Genomic DNA, 19,352 nt, shown 5'->3' with positions numbered 1-19,352 from the left:
TGTGATTGGTCGCAAGCGTTTTCATCGCGCGCCGGCACCATTCCCATATCGCTGGCAAAAGCGCCCGAAGGCCGCTCAGTCCTCGCGAAAATCTGTCATTCCCTCTTTATTCTTCGCTTGCTCCCAGCCGGTCGATCTGCCCCGCGAGGCGCTCGGCGATCAGGAGTGAGGACCCCGTTGCCGTCACCATTTGCGGCAGCGACAGCCATTCGAGCATCCAGCCCGCGCCCGAACGTTCCTGTTCGTGAACGAGAGACTGGTGCAATGCCGAAATCTGCACGGCGTTGAAGCGTGCCAGCGTCACCAGCGTTTCCGCATTGACCGGGTTCTGCTTGTGCGGCATCGCCGAGGAACCACCCCCGCCGCTCATGCGAATTTCGGCACCGACTTCGGCCAGAAGCGCGATATCCTGCCCGAACTTGCCAAGCGTGCCGGTGACGAGCGACAGCAGATTGGCAAGCTCGGCGATACCGTCGCGCTGGCTGTGCCACTGCGGCCTGTCAGAAAGGCCGAGACGCTTTGCGAGATCGGCGCGGACAGTGCCGGCATTGTCGCCGAGCTTTTCCAGCGTGCCGGCCGCGCCGCCGAACTGGACGGCAAAACCGTGCTGCAAAAACGTGTCGATCCGAACCAGATGCCGTTCCAGCGGATCGATCCAGCTTGCCACCCTGTCGCCGACCGTTATGGCGATTGCGGCCTGCATGCGGGTATATCCCGTCAGCGGGTTGCTGCCATCGCGGACCGCAATATCACCCAGCGTATCGATGAGGCGGCCGAGCCGTGCCGCGATGATTTCCGCTGCCGCCTTCAGCCGCAGCATCAGGCTGGTATCGATGACATCCTGGCTGGTGGCGCCGAAATGCAGCTTTTCCGCCGCAGTACCGGCAACCGCCGCCCGCATCTGCCGGACAAGTTCCGGCACCACAACGCCGTCCTTGGCGATGCCATGGCGAAGCGCGGTGGTATCGGCGGCAAAATCGGAAAGGCGCGAGACGATCGCATCCGCCGCATCCGCTTCAATGACGCCCGCCCCGGCTTGCGCCTGCGCCAGCGCCGTCTCGAAACGGATCATGGCATCGATATCCGCTCTGGCCGAAAACAGCTCAACGATTTCGCTGTCGCCAAAAAGGCCGGAGAGAAACGGATGTTCGAAGGGGGAAAGGCTCATCTCAGATTACAGCTCCGCTCAGATATCGAAAAACACGGTTTCGCCCTCGCCCTGAAGGCGGATATCGAAACGATAGATGTTTCCTTCCTCCTTTTTGGCGACAAGGGTGGCGATGCGGCTTTTCTGCTCGACGCGGGCAAGGACCGGATCGGCGGCATTGGCCTCCTGCTCCTCGGGAAAATACATGCGGGTTTGCAGGCCGATATTGATACCGCGCGCCACGATCCAGAAAGTGATGTGCGGCGCCATCCACCGGCCGTCGCGGAAGGGCACCTTGCCGGGCTTGATGGTGTCGAAGACGAATTCGCCGGTATCCATGTCGCCGGGCGAGCGGCCCCAGCCGGTGAAATTCGGATCCGCCTTGCCGCGTGTTTCGCTGGGGCTGTTGTAATAACCGTCCGTATCCGCCTGCCAGATTTCTATCAGGGCGTCCTTAAGCGGCATGCCAGCGCCGTCGTAGACCGTGCCACGCACGCTTATGCGTTCGCCGCGAGCCTTGTCGTTATAGAGCGCGCCGGAGCCCAAGTCCTTTTCGAACACGCCCTCGATGCCAACGAAATTGGGGGTGCAGCCGATATGGACATATGGACCTGCCGTCTGCGACGCTGATTCCTTGAGATAACCGAGCGGCTGGACCATGATCAGTTGCCTTCCTTGCGATTTTCGAAAAACGTGGAGCGGCGGCCGCGAAGCACGATGTCGAACTTGTATGCCAGCATGTCCATGGGAATGTTTGAATTCATATCCAGCGGCGCGATCAGCCGCTTGATCGCATCCTCGTCCGGGATGGTTTTGACGATCGGACATTTCCAGATCAGCGGATCGCCTTCGAAATACATCTGGGTTATCAGCCGCTGGGCAAAGCCGTGGCCGAAGACCGAGAAGTGGATATGGGCAGGCCGCCAGTCGTTGACGCCGTTCGGCCAGGGGTAAGCGCCAGGCTGGATGGTCTTGAACCAGTAATAACCGTTCTCATCCGTGATCGTGCGGCCGACGCCGCCAAAATTCGGATCGATGGCGGCGAGATAGGTTTCCTTCTTGTGGCGATACCGCCCGCCGGCATTGGCCTGCCAGAATTCCACGAGCGCACCGTCCACGCCGCGGCCGCGCTCGTCCAGCACCCGGCCGTGGACCAGAATGCGCGGGCCAATCGGCATTTCGCCAGGGCGGGCATAATTGAGGATCAGGTCGTTATCCAGCTCGTTCAGCAGGCTGTGGCCGAAAACCGGCCCGGTGATCTCGCTTTTGGTGCCTTCCAGCGAAATCAGGGCGCGCTGCGGAGAACGCAGGATAGAGGTCTTGTACCAGGGAGCATAGGCCAGCGGATGAATATCGCGGTCGCGTGCGAAGAACGGCCCGGTTTCGGGCTTTGTGTTACTCATTTCGTCTCCTCCTCGTCGCGGGAACTATCGGCTTTCATGCCGGCCAGAGCAAGCTTGGCGGTCTTGAAAGCGTGGTTGGCGGCGGGAACGCCGGCATAGATTGCGACATGCAGCAGCGCTTCGCGAATATCCGCTTCGGTGGCGCCGGTATTGGCGGTGGCGCGCACGTGCATGGCAAGCTCCTCGTCCTGACCGAGTGCGGCAAGCAAGGCGATGGTGACCATCGAGCGCTCGCGCTTCGTCCAGTGGTTACCGGACCACACCGTGCCCCAGGCCGCTTCGGTGATGAGCTGCTGAAACGGCTGGTCGAACCCCGTCGTCACCGTCTGCGCGCGGTCGACATGCGCGTCACCCAGCACGGCGCGGCGCGTTTTCATGCCCTGCTCAAATCTCTCGTTCTTGTCGATATTGTCCGCCATCTGTCAGTGCTCCGGCAAGGTCTTCAGAAAATCACCGACCGCCTGCGCATAGGCGAGCGGTTGTTCAAGGCATGGAATGTGGCCGCAGCGTGCAATGGTGGCGAGACGGCTTGCGGGAATGAGGTCCGCCAGCGATTGCACCAGTGCTGGCGGTGTCGACCCGTCTTCATCGCCCGCCACGCAGAGCGTCGGAACAGCGATGCGGCCCGCTTCGTGCGTGAAATCGGCATCGCGTATGGCGGCGCAGGTGCCGCTGTAACCGGCCTCCGGCTGTTGGGAAAGCATGTTGCGTGCACCCGCATAAACCACGTTGTCCGGCTGGCGAAAGGCTGGTGTGAACCAGCGCTCCATCACCGGATCGATCAGCGAGGCAAGGCCATCAGCGGCGATCTTGTCGATGCGCGCGTTCCACATCTCGGCGGTGCCGATCCTGTGGGCGGTATTGCTGAGCACAAGGGCACGCACGAGATCGGGACGCCGGGCATAAAGTCCCTGTGCAACCAGTCCACCGACCGACAGACCCCAGATGATCGCATTGTTGACGGAAAGATGATCGAGGATGGCAATCAGGTCGTCCGCGTGATCGTCTATCGAATAGGCAGGGCGGCCGATATCGGACAGGCCATGGCCACGTTTGTCGTGCAGGACGAAAGCATATTTGTCGCCAAGTTCCGCAATCACCGCGTCCCAGATACGGAAATCGGTACCAAGTGAATTGATAAAGGCGATGACCGGCTTGCCGCTTTCCAGTTCGTGCGCACGATAATGGATCGCGTTTTCGCCACAGCGCAGAAAATGCATGATGTACGTCCTCCTGTTGACGATATTGCAAGCACGTTCCGGTTAAGTAAAATGACATTATCGGTGAAAAATATAACCAATGGATTATATGTTCGATGGTCGAGCAGCGTATAAAGTTCCGGCATCTTCAGACCTTCGTGGAGGTGGCGCGCCAGAAAAGCGTCATTCGTGCGGCAGAAATCCTGCATGTCAGCCAGCCGGCGGTAACGAAAACCATCCGCGAACTCGAGGAGATTCTCGGCGTCTCGCTGTTCGACCGCGAGGGGCGCGGCATCCGCATCAGCCGCTATGGCGAGGTGTTCCTGCGCCATGCCGGGGCAACGATGACGGCACTTCGCCATGCGGTCGATTCCGTCTCGCAGGAGGCGGCGCGTGCCGGCCCGCCGGTTCGCGTCGGTGCCTTGCCGACCGTATCGGTGAGGATCATGCCGAAAGCCATGGCGGGATTTCTTTCGGAAAAAACCGGCAGCCCGGTCAAGATCGTCACCGGTGACAATGCCGTTCTTCTGGAGCAGTTGCGCGTCGGCGATCTGGATCTCGTCGTCGGGCGCCTGGCTGCGCCGGAAAAGATGGCGGGCTTTTCCTTCGAGCATCTCTATTCCGAAAAGGTGCGGTTCGTCGTGCGCGCCGGCCATCCGCTGCTGTCGCCGGGCATTTCGGTTTTCGATCACCTGCACGAATTCCCGGTATTGATCCCCACCCGCCAGTCGGTAATCGGTCCCATCGTCGAGCAGTTCCTGATCGCCAATGGGGTGCCGGCCTTGCCGATCCGCATCGAAACGGTATCGGATGCGTTTGGTCGCGCGTTCCTGCGCACCAGTGATGCCGTCTGGATCATTTCGGAAGGGGTGGTCGCAGGCGATGTGGCGGATGGAACTCTGGCGATCCTGCCGGTCGATACCGGCGATACCAGCGGTCCGGTCGGCTTGACGGTGCGGGCCGATACGCAGCCCTCACTGCCGCTGTCGCTACTGATACAGGCCATTCGCGAAGCTGCGCGCGAACTGCTCGACCCGAAGCCCGAAACTGTTTCCTAATAGGGAAGCCCGACATAGTTTTCCGCAAGCGCCGTGGAGGCAGCGCGGGAATGCACGAGGTAATCCAGCTCCGCTTCCTGGATGCGCTGGCCAAATTCGCCGGTATCGGGAAAGCGGTGCATCATTGTCGTCATCCACCAGGAAAAGCGCACGGCCTTCCAGACGCGGGATAGCGCTTTCTGCGAATAGTAATCGATGCCCGCTTCCGACCCTTCACGATAAAATTCGATGAGCGCCTCGCTGAGATAATGCACGTCGCTGGCCGCAAGGTTGAGGCCCTTGGCGCCGGTCGGCGGCACGATGTGGGCGGCGTCGCCCGCCAGAAACAACTGCCCGAAGCGCATCGGTTCACACACGAAGGACCGAAGCGGTGCGATGGATTTTTCAAATGACGGCCCGGTCACCAGGGCATCGGCATGGTTTTCCGGCAGGCGGCGGCGGATTTCATCCCAGAAGCGCTCGTCGCTCCAGTCCTCCGGCCGGTCTTCCAGCGAACATTGCAGGTAATAGCGGCTGCGCGTGTGCGAGCGCATGGAACAGAGAGCAAAACCACGCGGATGGTTGGCATAGATGAGTTCGTGGCTGACAGGCGGCACTTCGGCCAGAATACCGAGCCAGCCGAAGGGATATATCTTCTCGAATTCCTTGATCGAGCGCTCAGGCACGGATTTGCGGCTGACGCCGTGAAACCCATCGCATCCGGCAATAAAATCACAATCTATCCGATGGCCTACGCCGTCTTTTTCATAGGTCACATAGGGGCTGGCACCATCGAAATCATGAGGCTCCACATTCAAGGCTTCATAGATTGTGGTAAGCCCCGCTTTTTCGCGGGCATCCATCAGGTCATGCGTCACCTCCGTCTGACCGTAGACCATTACACGTTTGCCGCCGGTCAGATCGAAGAGGTCGATACGGTGATCGCGCCCGTCAAACGTCAGCGAGAAACCGTCATGCGGCAGACCTTCCTTGTGCAGGCGCTTGTCGGCGCCAACTTTTTCCAGAAGGTGCACTGTGCCTTCTTCCAGCACCCCGGCGCGGACCCGACCGAGGATGTAGTCCTTGCCGGCCCGGTCGAGAATGACGGTATCGATGCCTTCATTGGCAAGCAGCTGACCAAGCAGCAGACCCGAAGGACCGGAACCGATGATGACGACCTTGGTGCGCATTATTTTCCTCCCGGAATTGTCTCCTGTCAGGAAATTGACCAAAGCGCGCGACAAGCTCAATGGACTTTCTGATCCGTAAATTGCACAATTCGACCATGATGCGGGGAGCTTGGGATGACATGCGGGTTGCGGCGAATGAAGGCCTATATGGCGAGGAGACAGCGCAAGGAACCGCTTTCCGCTTTCATTGCGAGACGCTTTTTTCCAGAAGCAGCCTGCATCGCTTTGAAATCGGCCTGCACCGGCATGCCGCGTTCCTGCAAATCTTGTACATTTGGGGCGGCGAGGGCGATGCATTGCTGGATGGCCGCACCGAGGCTATCCGCCCACCTGTCGCCATTGTCGTGCCGCCGGGTTTCGAGCACGGCTTTCGTTTTTCGCGCGATATTGGCGGGGTGATCGTCACCGTGCTGCCCGGCGCGCTTGCCGCATCCGTACAGGCGCTGCTGCTGCGGAATTTCCAGCAGCCCGTGTTGTTGCCGTTGCAGGATTTCTCCGAGGGCGAGCGATTGCGCAGGGATTTCGAACATATCTCCGCGGAGTATGAAAGCCACGAGATAGGCCGGGAGGCGATGATCGAAGGTCAGCTTGCCACCGTGGCTGCACTTCTTGCACGAGCGGCGCGGCCTCTACTGGAAAGAACCGGGGAAGGCCCTGCGGAACAGCGCTTCGAACTCCTGCTGTCACTGATCGCCCGACATATTCGCGAGCCGCGCAAGGCGGCGTTTTATGCGCAGAAGCTCGGCCTTTCCGAGACCCATCTCAACCGTCTCGTCCGTTCCGTTTCCGGCCTCAGCCTGCAACGGCTTGTTGCCAGGCGCCAGATCGAGATCGCCCAGCAGGAACTGATCTTCACCGTATCGACCGTGCAGATGATTGCGGAAGATCTCGGTTTTGCCGACCCGGCCTATTTCAACCGCTTCTTCAAGCGGGAAACAGGCATGACACCGCGGGCATGGCGATTGGCTGAACGGCGGAAAATGGGAGATGACGGCGCGGCTTCGGCCTCACCTCAGGCAAGCATTCTTCCCAGCTCACGCTGGACGGAAAGCAGTGGCGGCAAATAACGTTCCACCAGATCGTCCATCGACGCTACCGAGGCGGCAAGCCCGACATTGAGTGCTGCGACCGTCTGCCCGCGCACGGTTTTCACCGGCACGGCAATGGAGCGAAGGCCGATCTCCACCTCCTGATCGATCAGGGCATAACCACGATTGCGGGTCGCCTCGAGTTCGTCGAGCAGGGCGTCGATACCGGTCATCGTCTTTTCCGTCCGTGCCACCAGCCGCGAGTGTTCCAGGACCTCGCGCTGCCGTTCCGGTGTAAGGGCTGAGAGGAGAACGCGGCCCATGGAGGTGCAATAGGCGGGCAGGCGCGAGCCAGGCATGAGGGCGATGGACATGACCCGCTGCTGGGCGGCGCGCGCCACGTAGACGATTTCGGTATCGTCCAGAATGGAGACTGATGTGCTGTGGCCGATCTCTTCCGAAAGACGGTCGAGAAGGGGCTGGACGATGCGCGGCAGCGGCATGGTGGCAAGACAGCCGGTTCCAAGCCGCAGCACCTTGGGCGTCACAGTGAAGAACTTGCCGTCATAGGCGGCGTAACCCATTTCCGACAGTGTCAGCAGACAGCGCCGCGTGGAGGCGCGGTCAAGGCCTGCGATGTCAGCGGCATCGGATATGGACAGGCGCGGGCGCTCGGCGCTGAACGCCTCGATCACCTTCAGTCCCTTGGCGAGACCGCCCATCATGTCTCTTTCATTGACGGCCATGTCACGCTCCATTTGTGCGATATACGAACAAAAATCATATAACGCACAAAATTGTTGCCGTCGAGGCGGATTCGGATTTAGCTCTGCGACAAAGCAGCCTTGCGAGTTCCCATTGCTGGGCTGGATGGAGGATTGATATGGACAAGACAATCAAGAGCGCGACTGATGCCATTTCCGGTATCGGCGACGGCGCGACGGTGATGATCGGCGGTTTTGGCGGCTCCGGCGCGCCCATCGAGCTGATCCACGCCCTGATCGACAAGGGACCGAAAAACCTGACGGTCATCAACAACAACGCCGGCAATGGCCGTATCGGCATTGCCGCAATGATCGACGCGGGCATGGTCAAGAAGATGATCTGCTCGTTTCCGCGCTCTTCCGATCCGCGCGCTTTCACCGACAGATATCTGGCCGGCGAAATCGAGCTGGAACTTGTGCCGCAGGGCACGCTTGCCGAGCGTATCCGTGCCGGTGGCGCCGGCATTCCGGCATTCTACACCCCGACTGCCTTTGGCACGGAGCTTGCCAATGGCAAGCCGATCGCCGAATTCGACGGCCGGTCGTATGTTCAGGAACGCTGGCTGAAGGCGGATTTCGCCATCGTCAAGGCTGAGCTTGGCGATACCTACGGCAATCTCACCTACAACAAGGCGGGGCGCAATTTTAACCCGCTGATGTGCATGGCGGCAGCCACCACCATTGCCCAGGTCTCCAAGATCGTCGCTGCCGGCGAGATCGACCCCGAGCATGTCGTCACGCCCGGCATTTTCGTCAACGGCGTCGTGGAGATCGCCGATCCGCAACAGGAAGAAATTCTCATTCGCGCGGGAGTAGCCTACGCATGACCCAGCCAATCAACACTCGCGACGATATCAAGCTTTCCAACGCCCAGATCGCCTGGCGCGCAGCGCAGGACATCGAGGATGGCGCTTACGTCAATCTCGGCATCGGTTTTCCCGAAATGGTCGCCCGTTACCAGCCGCCCGGCCGTCAGGCTATCTTCCACACCGAAAACGGCATCCTGAATTTCGGCGAAGCGCCGCCGGAAGGTGAAGAGGACTGGAACCTCATCAATGCTGGCAAGAAGGCCGTTACGCTGAAGCCGGGTGCCTCCTTCTTCCACCATGCCGACAGCTTCGCCATGGTGCGCGGCGGGCATCTGGATGTGGCGATCCTCGGCGCCTATCAGGTGGCGCAGAATGGTGATCTCGCCAATTGGCGCGTTGGCTCCAAGGGCGTGCCCGCCGTTGGCGGCGCCATGGATCTGGTGCATGGCGCCAAGCAGGTTTTCGTCATCACCGAACATGTGACGAAGAACGGCGAGCCGAAGCTTGTCGAAAAATGCGCCTTTCCGCTGACCGGCGTCGGCTGCATCACCCGCATCTACACCAGCCATGCGGTGATTGACGTCGTGGATGGCCGTTTCGTTTTGCGCGAAAAGCTGGCGGCGATGAGCTTCGATGAATTGCAGGCCATGACCGGCGCGCCTCTCCATGTCGATGGTGAAGTCGCCGATCTTGTCGCCCCGGAACTTTGAGGAACAACCGATGACCGATGCATTCATCTGCGACTATATCCGCACACCGATCGGCCGTTTCGGCGGTGCATTGTCTTCAGTGCGGGCTGACGATCTCGGTGCTGTGCCCTTGCGGGCGCTTGTCGAGCGTAACCCGTCCGTGGATTGGGAAGCCGTCGAGGACGTGATCTTCGGCTGCGCCAACCAGGCGGGCGAAGATAACCGCAATGTTGCCCGCATGTCGCTGCTGCTGGCCGGCCTGCCGGTTTCGGTGACCGGAACCACCATCAACCGGTTGTGCGGTTCGGGCATGGACGCTGTCATCGCCGCTGCCCGTGCCGTCAAATCCGGCGAGGCGGAATTGATGATCGCAGGCGGCGTGGAAAGCATGAGCCGCGCGCCCTTCGTGCTGCCCAAGGCCGAAAGCGCCTTTTCACGCAACGCCGAAATCTACGACACGACCATCGGCTGGCGTTTCGTCAACCCGCTGATGAAGGCGCAATATGGCGTCGATTCCATGCCGGAGACCGGTGATAACGTCGCCGTCGATTATCAGGTCTCCCGCGAAGATCAGGACGCCTTTGCCGTTCGCAGCCAGCAAAAGGCAGCCGACGCGCAGGCCAATGGCCGCCTCGACAAGGAAATCGTCTCGGTCACGATCCCGCAGCGCAAGGGCGATCCGCTGGTGGTGTCTAAAGACGAACATCCGCGCGCGACGAGCCTTGAGGCCCTTGCAAAGCTGAAGCCGGTCAACAAGCGCGACGGTGCGACAGTGACGGCGGGCAATGCATCCGGCGTCAATGACGGTGCGGCGGCTCTCATCATCGCTTCGGCTGAAGCCGCAAAGAAATACGGCCTGACGCCGATTGCCCGCATTCTCGGCGGAGCAACTGCCGGCGTTCCGCCGCGCGTCATGGGCATTGGCCCCGCGCCTGCCTCAGCCAAGCTTCTGGCGCGTCTCGGCCTGAAACAGGAAGAGCTTGACGTGATCGAGCTGAACGAAGCCTTCGCCAGCCAGGGTCTCGCAACGCTTCGCCAGCTCGGCATTGCCGATGACGATGCGCGGGTGAATGCAAATGGCGGCGCGATTGCGCTTGGGCATCCGCTTGGCATGTCCGGTGCGCGCATTGCCGGCACCGCAGCACTCGAGCTTTCTCTGACCGGCAAGCGTTATGCGCTTTCGACCATGTGCATCGGCGTCGGGCAGGGCATTGCCGTGGCGCTCGAGCGGGTCTGACGCGATCGCGGCATTCGGTTCTGTTGAACGGTCCGGATGCCGCTGCGGCCATGTCTTCACCTATGTCGGCAGGTGCTCAGGAACTCCACGCATGATTTTCTCGCGTTGGTGCATTCCAACTCCCCTCATTCCTGTGCTTGTCACAGGAATCCAGCCGACGCGCGTCTGCGCGGCGGAGGGAGTCTTTTCAGCCCAAGGACTTGGGCTGGCTGGATTTCTGTGACAAGCACAAAGATGAGGGACGTGGAAAAGCAGGCCTCGCACCAGACACCCCAGCCATCAATATTTATGCCGCGTGCTATGGCACCCCTCGCCGAAATCTCGGTTTGCGTTGGATTCTATCATGATCCGTGACATGTTTTGCGGGGTATGACAGGATTCTTTCCGTGTAAGGGGTGTCTTCATGAAGCGTCCGACAATCACAGATGTTGCAAACGCCGCCGGCGTCAGCGTTGCGACTGTCGACAGGGTATTGAATGGTCGCCTGCCGGTGCGGGAGGAAACCTCGCGGCGGGTGTTCGAGGCGGCGGAAAAGATCGGTTTCCATGCCACCAACATCATCCGCCAGCGCATGCTGGCCGATCTGCCGTCCTATAATCTCGGAATCATTCTGCGGAAAGAACGGCACTCCTTTTACCAGGCATTTGCCGATCAGCTGGAGCTTGCGGCGCGCAACATGAGGGATCGCCATCTGAACCTGCGCATCGAATTTGCGCAGTCGGGCGAGCCGAGCGAGCTTGCGGCCCTTCTGTCCGGCATGAAAGGCCGGGTGCAGGCCGTTGCGGCCACCGGTCCTGACCATCATGACGTTACGGCGGCCGTTGAGGCGCTGAAGGCGAAGGGTATTCCCACCTTTTCCCTGCTTTCCGATTTCGCGCAGGGAGTGCGCGAGGCCTATCTTGGCGCGAATAACATGAAGGTCGGGCGCACGGCGGCCTGGATGATCTCGCGGCTGGCGCGCAGCAAGGGCAAGGTGCTTCTTTTGCTCGGCGGCCACCGTTTTCACGGTCATTCACTGCGGGAAACCGGCTTTCGCAGCTATATCAGGGAATATGCGCCGGAATTCGAGGTGATGGATGCGCTGATCACGTTGGAAACGCGGCGGCTGACCTACGAGCTTGTCATGGACACCATCGCCAAACACCAAGATCTCGTCGGCATCTATTGCATCGGCGGCGGCATGGAAGGTGTGATCGAGGCCCTGCAGCAGGAGAACCGCCAGGAAACCATCGTCTGCCTCGTCAACGAGTTGACGCCGGAATCCCGTCAGGCGCTGCTTGAGCGGCGTATTACCGGCGTGTTCCAGACACCGCTTCGCGAACTATGCACGGACCTCGTTGCCACGATGGTTCACACCATCGAACACGGCATGGCGGAAACGCCGGGACAGAGATTTGTGCCCGCTCATCTATGGGTTCCTGAGAGCCTTTGATCGTTTGATAGATTCTATCATAAATGCCGCGTCTATTTCTATCAGCCATGATGGTTTTGCCCGCCGAAGACGCGTTGACGCCGGCCCCGGACTAGGATCATGTTGCCGGCATGTGGAGCGGGCAGGAGGCTGATCCACGACAATAACGATGTTTCAAGGTTGCCAAACGCCGCAGATGTCCATCTTCGGCGACGGGTATCCTTTTGCCGGCGATCGGCTGTGGCGCGATGCACTTGCGGCTGTGCGACCGGTTTCTTTTCAAGAGTTTCGGAGGAGGATGACATGAAAAGACATTTTGCGATTGCGGCTCTGGCCACCATGCTGGCGACCACGGCTTCGGCTCAGACCATCGGCGTTTCGATGGCCCTGTTCGACGACAATTTCCTGACCGTGCTGCGTAACGGCATGATCGACTATTCGAAGGGCATGAACGGTGTCTCGCTGCAGATCGAGGACGCCCAGAACGATGTCGGCAAACAATTGAGCCAGGTGCAGAACTTTGTCGCCGCCGGCGTCGACGCCATCATCGTCAATCCCGTCGATACGGATGCGACGGTGGCGCTTTCGCAGGCGGCTGCCGCAGCCGGCATTCCGCTTGTCTACGTCAACCGCCAGCCGGTCAATCTCGACAATCTGCCGGACAAGCAGGCCTTCGTCGCTTCCGATGAAAAACAGTCGGGAACGTTGCAGACGCAGGAAGTCTGCCGGCTTCTGAAGGCTGCCGGCAAGACGGAAGCCAAGGCCGTGGTGATGATGGGCGAGCTCTCCAACCAGGCGGCGCGCATGCGGACTGAGGACATCAAGGAAGTCGTCGCCACTCCGGATTGCAGCTTCATCAAGCTCGTTGAGGAGCAATCCGCCAACTGGTCGCGCACGCAGGGGTCGGACCTGATGACCAACTGGCTCTCGGCTGGCGTTGAGTTCGATGCGGTGATTTCAAACAATGACGAGATGGCGATCGGCGCGATCCAGTCGTTGAAGGCGACCGGCCGGCCGATGGATGGCGTCATCATCGCGGGCATCGACGCGACCCAGGATGCACTTGCCGCGATGGCGGCGGGCGAACTGGATGTCAGTGTTTTCCAGAATGCCGCCGGCCAGGGCAAGGGCGCGGTGGATGCCGCGCTGAAACTCGCCAAGGGCGAGACGATCGACAAGAAGGTCTTCGTGCCCTTCGAACTCGTTACACCCGCCAACCTCAAGGATTATCAGGCGAAGAACTGAGGCCAGCATTCACTGGGAATGCCGGCAATAAACCAAGGGGCCGCTCATGTACAAGCAGGCCCAAGGCCGCGGTCTCTTCTCCCGGACCGCGGCCTAACCTGTCCGCAACGACCTCAACAGATACCGACGACAAGGAAGCGTAAATGCGCATTGCCATCGACCCGTTCATGCACCGCCATCTCAGCCTCGAAGCCCTTCCCGCCAAAGTTAGGGAGCTCGGCTACGACTGGATCGAGCTCAGCCCGCGCGCCGATTTCCTCGAATGGTTCAAGGCGCCGCGCGTGTTTCCCGAAAGGATACGCTCGTTCAAGAAGGCGCTGGCGGCCGAAAACGTCAAGATTGCCTCGCTGCTGCCGATGTATCGCTGGGCCTCCAATGACGAGACCGAGCGGCAGGCGGCAGTGAAGCACTGGAAACGCGCCATCGAGATCGCTGTCGAACTGGAGGTCGATACGATGAACTCCGAATTTGGCCGTGGACCGCATCCCGACAAGGGTTCCTGCTATTGCTGCCATACCGGCTCGATGATCGAGGCCTGCGAGGATGCCTGGTGGCGCTCCATGGAAGAACTTGTGCCGATCTTCGAGCGCGAAGGCATCAATCTGCATGTCGAGCCGCATCCGGAAGACTGGTGCGAGACGCTTCAGCCGGCGCTCGACATCATCCGCACCGTCAATTCGAAGAATGTGAAGTTTCTCTATTGCGCACCTCACACCTTCTATTTCGGCGACGACACCAAGGCGATGCTGCGCGAAGCGAAGGATGTGCTCGCCCACGTGCATGTCGGTGACACCTTCAATCACAAGGCCAGTTCAGGGCTGCGCTACATTCTCAACCCGCCCGGCACGCAGGCGCGCGTGCACCAGCACTTGAACATCGGCCAGGGTGAGGTGCCGTGGGACGACTTCTTCGGCACGCTTTCCGAAATCGGCTTCGACGGCATCATGACCTCCTGTGTTTTTGCCTGGGAGGACAGGGCCGATGAATCGGGCAGGTTCATGTGCGCCGAGATCAACAACTATATCGAAAAATACCGCAAGTGAGGTTTTTCCCATGACTGTGAGAATTGGTGTCATCGGCACCGGCGCGATTGGCCGTGACCATGCCCGCCGCATCAACAAGGTCCTCGGAGGCGCAAAGGTCGTGGCGCTGAGTGACGTCAACCCTGCATCCGCCGAGGCGGTGAAGAACGACATTGCTCCGGACGCCGTCATTTTCGCCACCGGCGAGGAACTGATTGCATCGCCGGATGTGGACGCCGTTCTGGTGACATCCTGGGGTGCAACGCATGAGCAATATGTGCTGGCCGCCATTGCCGCCGGCAAGCCCTGCTTTTGCGAAAAGCCGCTGTCGACAACGGCGGAAGGGGCAAAACGCATCGTTGACGCCGAGGTGGCGCAGGGCAAGCGGCTGGTTCAGGTGGGCTTCATGCGCCGTTATGACGCCGGTTATGTGGCGTTGAAACAGGCCGTCGACACCAAGATCGGCGCGCCGATCATGGTGCACGCCGCCCACCGCAATCCGGCGGTTCCGGAGCAATATGTGACTGCTATGGCCATCCACGACACGATGATCCACGAGATCGACGTGCTGCGCTGGCTGCTCGACGATGACTATGTTTCGGCGCGGGTCCTCTTTCCCCGCTCGGCGGCCAGAAGCCATGTACAGCTGAAGGATCCGCAGATCGTCATTCTGGAGACCACCAGGGGCACGCTCATCGACGTCGAAATTTTCGTCAATTGCCATTATGGCTATGATATTCAGTGCCAGGTGGTGGGAGAGGATGGCATCGCCAGCCTGCCGGAGCCGATGTCCGTCCAGACCCGCCTTGGCGCCAAGCTACAGAACGATATCCTGACAGACTGGAAGGATCGCTTTATCGCGAGCTATGATGTCGAGCTGCAGGATTTCATCCATGCGGCGGCGAAGGGGACTGCGGCCGGACCTAATTCCTGGGACGGTTACGTGGCCGCCATCACATCCGATGCCTGCGTCGCCGCGCAGGAAACCGGTGGCGCTGCGGTCGCCATCGACCTTCCCGCGCGTCCTGCCCTTTATAAGTGAGGATATCTCATGCGTTTTGCCATCAACCACATCACCGCACCAAAACTCTCCCTCGAGGACTTCTTCGCGACAGCGCACAATCTTGGCCTTAGCGAAGTCGAAATCCGCAACGACCTGCCTGACATCGTCGGCACGGTGGACCCGGCTGCCGTGAAGGTTGCGGCCGAAAAGGCCGGTGTGACGATCATCTCCATCAACGCGCTATACCCATTCAACGTCTGGTCGGGCGATCTGCCAAAAAGGGCAGTCGTGATGGCTGATTACGCCGCCGCAAGTGGCGCGAAGGCGCTTGTCATGTGCCCGCTCAACGAGGGCCGACAGGTACCCTTCGACGATCTCGTGGCCGCGCTGAAGGCCATGAAGCCCATCCTTGAGGAACGTGGGCTGACCGGCCTTGTCGAACCGCTCGGTTTCCCCGTCTCGTCGCTGCGTACCAAGGCTGAGGCCGTCAAGGCCATCGACGCAGTAGGCGGGGGCGATGTCTACAGGCTGGTGCACGACACTTTCCATCATCATCTGGCAGGAGAGACGGTGTTTTTCCCCGAACGCACCGGCCTCGTCCACATATCAGGCGTGACAGACCCCGCCGTCTCCGTCGCCGACTTGCTGGACGCCCACCGCGTTCTGGTGGATAGCGACGACCGGCTGGAGAATCTTGCCCAGATAAGGACGCTGGAGGCCGCTGGCTACAAGGGGCCTTACAGCTTCGAGCCTTTCGCGGCTGAGGTGCATGAGTTGAAAGACCCGGCTGCTGCCGTCAGAGACAGTATCGACCATATCTCCCAGGCGCTATGACCGCCTCACCGCCTGCGGTTTGCTGCAGGCGGTGCTTGCGTTCGAATACGCGCTGATTGGTAGAAAACACAGAGAAATCAATTCCGCTTTTACGGATGATGCTGTAATCTTTGCGTGACAAAACAGAGCAGCAATCGGGCTCGGGTATTCTTGAAATCAACTGCTTTGTGCCGGTTTCTTGCCCGCCCCATCCTTAAAAGAGTGGGTGAATTTCCCTTTTATGAAAATAGACAGGAAAACGACGCTTAAGGATGTGGCGCAGCAGGCAAATGTTTCGCTTAGCACCGCTTCGCACGCCCTTAACGGCACGGCCCCCTTGACGACGCTGGTGCGCGAGCGGGTGCTGGAAGCGGCCCGTTCGCTCGGTTATCTCGAAAACCGCCGGCAGAAGGCGACGATTGCGACCCTGCGCGTGGTGTTGCTGGCAATGACTAACGATGCGGCTCCGCAAAGTGATCTCAACATGGTCAGCTGGACGATGCTGAACGGCTTCCGGCGCGAATGCGAACGGCGCGGCATTCGCATCGTTCCCTTCGTCAGCGCCACAAGCCGGCTTGACCCTGTCGCGGTGGCGCAGGCGGCGGATGCCGACAATGTGGATGGCATCGTGGTGTTGAACGATGACCGGTCACAACTGGTTCAGGCGCTTTCGGCGCTCGGCAAACCAGTGGTGCTGATCAATGGCGAGGATCCGGCCATGATCGTCGATACGGTGACGGCCGAGAACCGTTTCGGCGCCCGCCTCGGCATCGAGCACCTGCTTTCCCTTGGGCACCGCAATATTCTGCACATTACCTGGAAGGGGCGCACGACGATCCGCCGCCGTTACGACGGCTATAGCGACGCATTTCTTGCGGCGGGGTTTCCGGTGCCTGCGGATATGGTCATTGAGGTGGAGAGTTATGAACCCCAATGGGGCGAAACCGCCATTCGTCGCCTGCTGGCCGAGGAGCGCCCGCTCAGAAATGCAACGGCGATTTTCTGCGCTGCCGACAATCTGGCGCTCGGCTGTCTGAAAGCACTGACGGAAGCCGGTGTCCGGGTTCCCGATGACGTTTCGGTATTGGGTTTTGACGATATCATGCCGGCGGCCTTCAGTGCGCCACCGCTCAGCACCATTCAATTGCCCGCCGACAGGCTGGGTGGTGCGGCACTTTCCCTGCTGGAGCAGCGGCTTGTCGCCGCCGACCCGACCCGGCCTGCGCACCGGCTGGAACTTGGCTGTCGACTTGTGCTGAGGGGCAGCATCGCACCGCCCCCCAAGTGATACCGAGCTTTTACTTCATGCCCGTCCCAGCAATGCCTGTCGTGATATAGCGTTGCAGGAACAGGAACACGACGGTAACCGGCGCCAGGCTGAGGAAGGTCATGGCGAGAATATAGTGCCATTGCACCGAGAACTCGCCCTGGAAGGCGTTCAGACCCACCTGCAGTGTGAAGTTCTCGCGGCTGCTGAGGACGATCAACGGCCAGAGGAAGTCGTTCCAGCGCCACAGCACCGAGAAGATTGCGAGAACCGCTAGTGCAGGTGCCGTCAGCGGCAGGATGATGCGCCAGAAGATGCGGAACTCGCTGGCCGCATCGACGCGCGCTGCTTCGATCAGTTCGTCCGGGATCGTCAGCATATATTGCCTGAGCAGGAACACGCCGGTTGGCGTCGCGACGGTGGGAATGATGACACCCCAGAGATTGTCGACGAGGCCGACACCGACGATAACAAGATAGGCTGGCACCATGACGACGGTAAGTGGGATCATCAGCGTGGAGATGATCAGCACGAAAATCGCCTTCTCGCCGCGGAAGCGGTATTTCGAGAGAGCAAACGCCGCCATGGCGTTGACGATCAAGGTTAAAACCGTCGCGACAACAGTGACGAAGACCGAGTTTTTCAGGAAAGTCAGGAAGTTGAACTGGGTCAAGGGATCGGTGAAATTCTGCGTCGCGATCGTCAGTTTCTGGACGGGCGACATTTCGCGCGTGTCGACGCTGACCGGCGGGCCGGGATTGGCCGGATCCACCATCTGCGCCTTGATGCCAACGCGCCGGACCATAGCCATCTCCCGCTCCATGCCGTCGATGGCGACGGTCCAGAGGCTGAGCGGCCTGTCATAACCTGGAACTTCCACCTGCACGGCGGCGCGCGGCAGAAGGCTCGGCGGAAACCGTGTGATCTCGGCTTCCGGCTTCAGCGAGGACATGGCGGCCCAGACGACGGGTATCAACACTGCGAGCGTTCCGCCAATGAGCCACACCCAGGAGAGAATATCGGTGAGACCGATCCTGCCGGGGCGGCGGGTTCGCGTCAGGAAAGTGACTGCGTTTATATTGCCGGACATGATCAGGACTCCATCTTTTTGCCGAGGCGCAGTTGCACGAGCGTCAGCGCGAGAAGAACAAGGCCCATCAGAACCGATGCGGCGGATGCGAGGCCGAAGAGCCTGAGATCGCTACCGAAGGCCATCTGGTAGATATATTGCACCACGAATGTATTGGCCGTGCCCGGCCCGCCGCCATTGGTCAAAACCCAGGCTTCGTCAAATATTTGCACTGAGCGGATCATCAAAAGGATCAGTACGACGAGAAGGTTGGGAGCCAGCAGCGGCAGGGTGATGCGCAGCAATGTGCGTCGGGGCGAAGCGGCGTCGATTGCGGCTGCTTCATAAAGGTCTTTGGGAATGGCCTGCAGCCCGGCCAGCAGGATGAGCGTGTAAAAGCCCATGTGGAACCAGACGGATACGACCACGACGAAGAAGCGCGACCAGCCGACATCCAGCAGGAAGATTTCCGGCGGCACGCCGAGCATCTGGAAGAAGGCGTTCAGCAGTCCGTTGCGGTCAAGAAACCATTTCCAGATGAGGCCGATGACGACAGGTGACAGCAGCACGGGATAAAAGAACATGGCGCGGAAGAAGCCGCGCGCGGCAATCGCCCTGTTAAGAATGAGGGCCGTGACCAGCGCGACGAACAGCGTGGCGACAACGTTGAAGCCTACGAACCAGAGCGTGTTCCAGATCGCTGTCCAGAACAGCGATTCCCGGCAGCTTCCGGGATCCATATAGCTCTGGCAATCGAGCAGCTTGCCGAAATTCTCCAGACCGACAAAGGGGCGGTCGGTGATCAGCAGCTCGGTGCCGCCGGTAAAGGCGTAACCGACGGCAATGGCAATCGGCAGGAAGGTGAAGATGCCGAAAAGAACGAGGTTCGGCATCAGGAAAATATAGGGCATGCGTCTTTTGCCGATCAGCCGCTCTATGAGGTTGAGCGGCACTTCGGCAATCGCCATCACGGCGTCGAGCACGCGGTCGGACAGTCTCGCAAGCGTCGGATTGGCCAT

The 19,352-nt window shown here is 60.2% G+C and carries 20 protein-coding genes; 11 read left to right on the top strand and 9 right to left on the bottom strand.

What is annotated here, in order from left to right:
* Positions 1–106: 106 nt before the first annotated feature.
* From ACZ5A6_RS20840 to pcaD, 5 genes are read right to left on the bottom strand one after another with little or no spacing between them, the layout of a single operon-like run.
* Entirely contained in the window at positions 107–1,168 is a 1,062-nt protein-coding gene (locus ACZ5A6_RS20840) for a 3-carboxy-cis,cis-muconate cycloisomerase (protein WP_004431028.1), read from the bottom strand.
* Positions 1,169–1,186: 18 nt separating this feature from the next.
* The gene (pcaG, locus tag ACZ5A6_RS20835; RefSeq protein ID WP_464111376.1) at positions 1,187–1,807 is read right to left on the bottom strand and encodes a protocatechuate 3,4-dioxygenase subunit alpha; all 621 of its coding nucleotides are present in this window, start codon (positions 1,805–1,807) and stop codon (positions 1,187–1,189) included.
* Positions 1,808–1,809: 2 nt separating this feature from the next.
* A complete protein-coding gene (gene pcaH / locus ACZ5A6_RS20830; RefSeq protein ID WP_004431032.1) occupies positions 1,810–2,550 on the bottom strand; it encodes a protocatechuate 3,4-dioxygenase subunit beta in 741 nt (246 codons plus the stop codon).
* Positions 2,547–2,969: a 4-carboxymuconolactone decarboxylase gene (gene pcaC, locus ACZ5A6_RS20825; RefSeq protein WP_004431033.1), complete on the bottom strand. Its 423-nt coding sequence runs from the start codon at positions 2,967–2,969 to the stop codon at positions 2,547–2,549. The genes pcaH and pcaC overlap by 4 nt, the downstream gene beginning before the upstream one ends.
* A gap of 3 nt (positions 2,970–2,972) precedes the next feature.
* Positions 2,973–3,770 carry a 3-oxoadipate enol-lactonase gene (gene pcaD / locus ACZ5A6_RS20820; RefSeq protein ID WP_112351149.1) on the bottom strand — a complete coding sequence of 266 codons (798 nt, stop codon included), beginning with the start codon at positions 3,768–3,770 and terminating at the stop codon, positions 2,973–2,975.
* Positions 3,771–3,865: 95 nt separating this feature from the next.
* Here pcaD and pcaQ point away from each other — a divergent pair, with 95 nt between their 5' ends.
* Positions 3,866–4,807, top strand: coding sequence for a pca operon transcription factor PcaQ (gene pcaQ / locus ACZ5A6_RS20815; RefSeq protein WP_019567002.1), 942 nt, complete (start codon positions 3,866–3,868; stop codon positions 4,805–4,807).
* Here pcaQ and pobA read toward each other — a convergent pair.
* Entirely contained in the window at positions 4,804–5,976 is a 1,173-nt protein-coding gene (pobA, locus tag ACZ5A6_RS20810) for a 4-hydroxybenzoate 3-monooxygenase (RefSeq protein ID WP_464111375.1), read from the bottom strand. The genes pcaQ and pobA overlap by 4 nt on opposite strands.
* A gap of 119 nt (positions 5,977–6,095) precedes the next feature.
* Here pobA and ACZ5A6_RS20805 point away from each other — a divergent pair, with 119 nt between their 5' ends.
* Positions 6,096–7,043: a helix-turn-helix domain-containing protein gene (locus ACZ5A6_RS20805; RefSeq protein WP_112753042.1), complete on the top strand. Its 948-nt coding sequence runs from the start codon at positions 6,096–6,098 to the stop codon at positions 7,041–7,043.
* Here the strand turns inward: ACZ5A6_RS20805 and ACZ5A6_RS20800 are convergent.
* Positions 6,989–7,750, bottom strand: a complete 762-nt coding sequence (locus ACZ5A6_RS20800) for an IclR family transcriptional regulator (protein ID WP_464111374.1) — start codon at positions 7,748–7,750, stop codon at positions 6,989–6,991. The two genes, ACZ5A6_RS20805 and ACZ5A6_RS20800, sit on opposite strands and share 55 nt — an antisense overlap.
* Positions 7,751–7,887: 137 nt before the next feature.
* Between ACZ5A6_RS20800 and ACZ5A6_RS20795 the strand changes: the two genes are divergently transcribed.
* From ACZ5A6_RS20795 to ACZ5A6_RS20755, 9 genes are all read left to right on the top strand, one after another.
* Positions 7,888–8,595, top strand: a complete 708-nt coding sequence (locus tag ACZ5A6_RS20795) for a 3-oxoacid CoA-transferase subunit A (RefSeq protein WP_060642652.1) — start codon at positions 7,888–7,890, stop codon at positions 8,593–8,595.
* Positions 8,592–9,287 carry a CoA transferase subunit B gene (locus tag ACZ5A6_RS20790; protein ID WP_004431045.1) on the top strand — a complete coding sequence of 232 codons (696 nt, stop codon included), beginning with the start codon at positions 8,592–8,594 and terminating at the stop codon, positions 9,285–9,287. The genes ACZ5A6_RS20795 and ACZ5A6_RS20790 overlap by 4 nt, the downstream gene beginning before the upstream one ends.
* A gap of 10 nt (positions 9,288–9,297) precedes the next feature.
* A complete protein-coding gene (gene pcaF, locus ACZ5A6_RS20785; RefSeq protein WP_019567006.1) occupies positions 9,298–10,503 on the top strand; it encodes a 3-oxoadipyl-CoA thiolase in 1,206 nt (401 codons plus the stop codon).
* 403 nt (positions 10,504–10,906) lie between these two features.
* On the top strand, positions 10,907–11,935 hold the full coding sequence (locus ACZ5A6_RS20780) for a LacI family DNA-binding transcriptional regulator (RefSeq protein WP_464111373.1): 1,029 nt from the start codon (positions 10,907–10,909) through the stop codon (positions 11,933–11,935).
* 282 nt (positions 11,936–12,217) lie between these two features.
* On the top strand, positions 12,218–13,159 hold the full coding sequence (locus ACZ5A6_RS20775; protein ID WP_013762379.1) for a sugar ABC transporter substrate-binding protein: 942 nt from the start codon (positions 12,218–12,220) through the stop codon (positions 13,157–13,159).
* A 143-nt stretch (positions 13,160–13,302) separates the two neighbouring features.
* Positions 13,303–14,202 (top strand): sugar phosphate isomerase/epimerase family protein, encoded by a 900-nt coding sequence (locus tag ACZ5A6_RS20770; protein ID WP_004431052.1) that lies wholly within the window; start codon positions 13,303–13,305, stop codon positions 14,200–14,202.
* Positions 14,203–14,212: 10 nt separating this feature from the next.
* A complete protein-coding gene (locus tag ACZ5A6_RS20765) occupies positions 14,213–15,223 on the top strand; it encodes a Gfo/Idh/MocA family protein (RefSeq protein ID WP_174012359.1) in 1,011 nt (336 codons plus the stop codon).
* Between the two features lie 9 nt (positions 15,224–15,232).
* A complete protein-coding gene (locus ACZ5A6_RS20760; protein WP_464111372.1) occupies positions 15,233–16,018 on the top strand; it encodes a TIM barrel protein in 786 nt (261 codons plus the stop codon).
* Positions 16,019–16,238: 220 nt separating this feature from the next.
* Positions 16,239–17,285, top strand: a complete 1,047-nt coding sequence (locus tag ACZ5A6_RS20755) for a LacI family DNA-binding transcriptional regulator (RefSeq protein ID WP_013762382.1) — start codon at positions 16,239–16,241, stop codon at positions 17,283–17,285.
* Positions 17,286–17,295: 10 nt separating this feature from the next.
* Here the strand turns inward: ACZ5A6_RS20755 and ACZ5A6_RS20750 are convergent, their stop codons facing one another.
* Positions 17,296–18,354 (bottom strand): carbohydrate ABC transporter permease, encoded by a 1,059-nt coding sequence (locus ACZ5A6_RS20750; RefSeq protein WP_464111371.1) that lies wholly within the window; start codon positions 18,352–18,354, stop codon positions 17,296–17,298.
* A gap of 2 nt (positions 18,355–18,356) precedes the next feature.
* Positions 18,357–19,352 (bottom strand): carbohydrate ABC transporter permease, encoded by a 996-nt coding sequence (locus ACZ5A6_RS20745; RefSeq protein WP_004431062.1) that lies wholly within the window; start codon positions 19,350–19,352, stop codon positions 18,357–18,359.

The sequence above is a fragment of the Agrobacterium sp. 6Ca8 genome, from assembly GCF_055382765.1.
Note: the sequence above shows the minus strand (reverse complement) of the source record. Positions and strands in the feature narration are given on the sequence as shown.

Bases quoted from the DNA above. Each gene is read 5' to 3' on its own strand.
- pcaF (WP_019567006.1), top strand. From the start codon at position 9,298: ATGACCGATGCATTCATCTGCGACTATATCCGCACACCGATCGGCCGT.
- ACZ5A6_RS20780 (WP_464111373.1), top strand. From the start codon at position 10,907: ATGAAGCGTCCGACAATCACAGATGTTGCAAACGCCGCCGGCGTCAGC.
- ACZ5A6_RS20840 (WP_004431028.1), bottom strand. From the start codon at position 1,168: ATGAGCCTTTCCCCCTTCGAACATCCGTTTCTCTCCGGCCTTTTTGGC.
- ACZ5A6_RS20745 (WP_004431062.1), bottom strand. From the start codon at position 19,352: ATGGCCAATCCGACGCTTGCGAGACTGTCCGACCGCGTGCTCGACGCC.
- pcaD (WP_112351149.1), bottom strand. From the start codon at position 3,770: ATGCATTTTCTGCGCTGTGGCGAAAACGCGATCCATTATCGTGCGCAC.
- pcaQ (WP_019567002.1), top strand. From the start codon at position 3,866: ATGGTCGAGCAGCGTATAAAGTTCCGGCATCTTCAGACCTTCGTGGAG.
- ACZ5A6_RS20795 (WP_060642652.1), top strand. From the start codon at position 7,888: ATGGACAAGACAATCAAGAGCGCGACTGATGCCATTTCCGGTATCGGC.
- ACZ5A6_RS20770 (WP_004431052.1), top strand. From the start codon at position 13,303: ATGCGCATTGCCATCGACCCGTTCATGCACCGCCATCTCAGCCTCGAA.
- ACZ5A6_RS20790 (WP_004431045.1), top strand. From the start codon at position 8,592: ATGACCCAGCCAATCAACACTCGCGACGATATCAAGCTTTCCAACGCC.
- ACZ5A6_RS20775 (WP_013762379.1), top strand. From the start codon at position 12,218: ATGAAAAGACATTTTGCGATTGCGGCTCTGGCCACCATGCTGGCGACC.
- ACZ5A6_RS20800 (WP_464111374.1), bottom strand. From the start codon at position 7,750: ATGGCCGTCAATGAAAGAGACATGATGGGCGGTCTCGCCAAGGGACTG.
- pcaH (WP_004431032.1), bottom strand. From the start codon at position 2,550: ATGAGTAACACAAAGCCCGAAACCGGGCCGTTCTTCGCACGCGACCGC.
- ACZ5A6_RS20805 (WP_112753042.1), top strand. From the start codon at position 6,096: ATGCGGGTTGCGGCGAATGAAGGCCTATATGGCGAGGAGACAGCGCAA.
- ACZ5A6_RS20750 (WP_464111371.1), bottom strand. From the start codon at position 18,354: ATGTCCGGCAATATAAACGCAGTCACTTTCCTGACGCGAACCCGCCGC.
- pcaG (WP_464111376.1), bottom strand. From the start codon at position 1,807: ATGGTCCAGCCGCTCGGTTATCTCAAGGAATCAGCGTCGCAGACGGCA.
- ACZ5A6_RS20755 (WP_013762382.1), top strand. From the start codon at position 16,239: ATGAAAATAGACAGGAAAACGACGCTTAAGGATGTGGCGCAGCAGGCA.
- ACZ5A6_RS20760 (WP_464111372.1), top strand. From the start codon at position 15,233: ATGCGTTTTGCCATCAACCACATCACCGCACCAAAACTCTCCCTCGAG.
- ACZ5A6_RS20765 (WP_174012359.1), top strand. From the start codon at position 14,213: ATGACTGTGAGAATTGGTGTCATCGGCACCGGCGCGATTGGCCGTGAC.
- pcaC (WP_004431033.1), bottom strand. From the start codon at position 2,969: ATGGCGGACAATATCGACAAGAACGAGAGATTTGAGCAGGGCATGAAA.
- pobA (WP_464111375.1), bottom strand. From the start codon at position 5,976: ATGCGCACCAAGGTCGTCATCATCGGTTCCGGTCCTTCGGGTCTGCTG.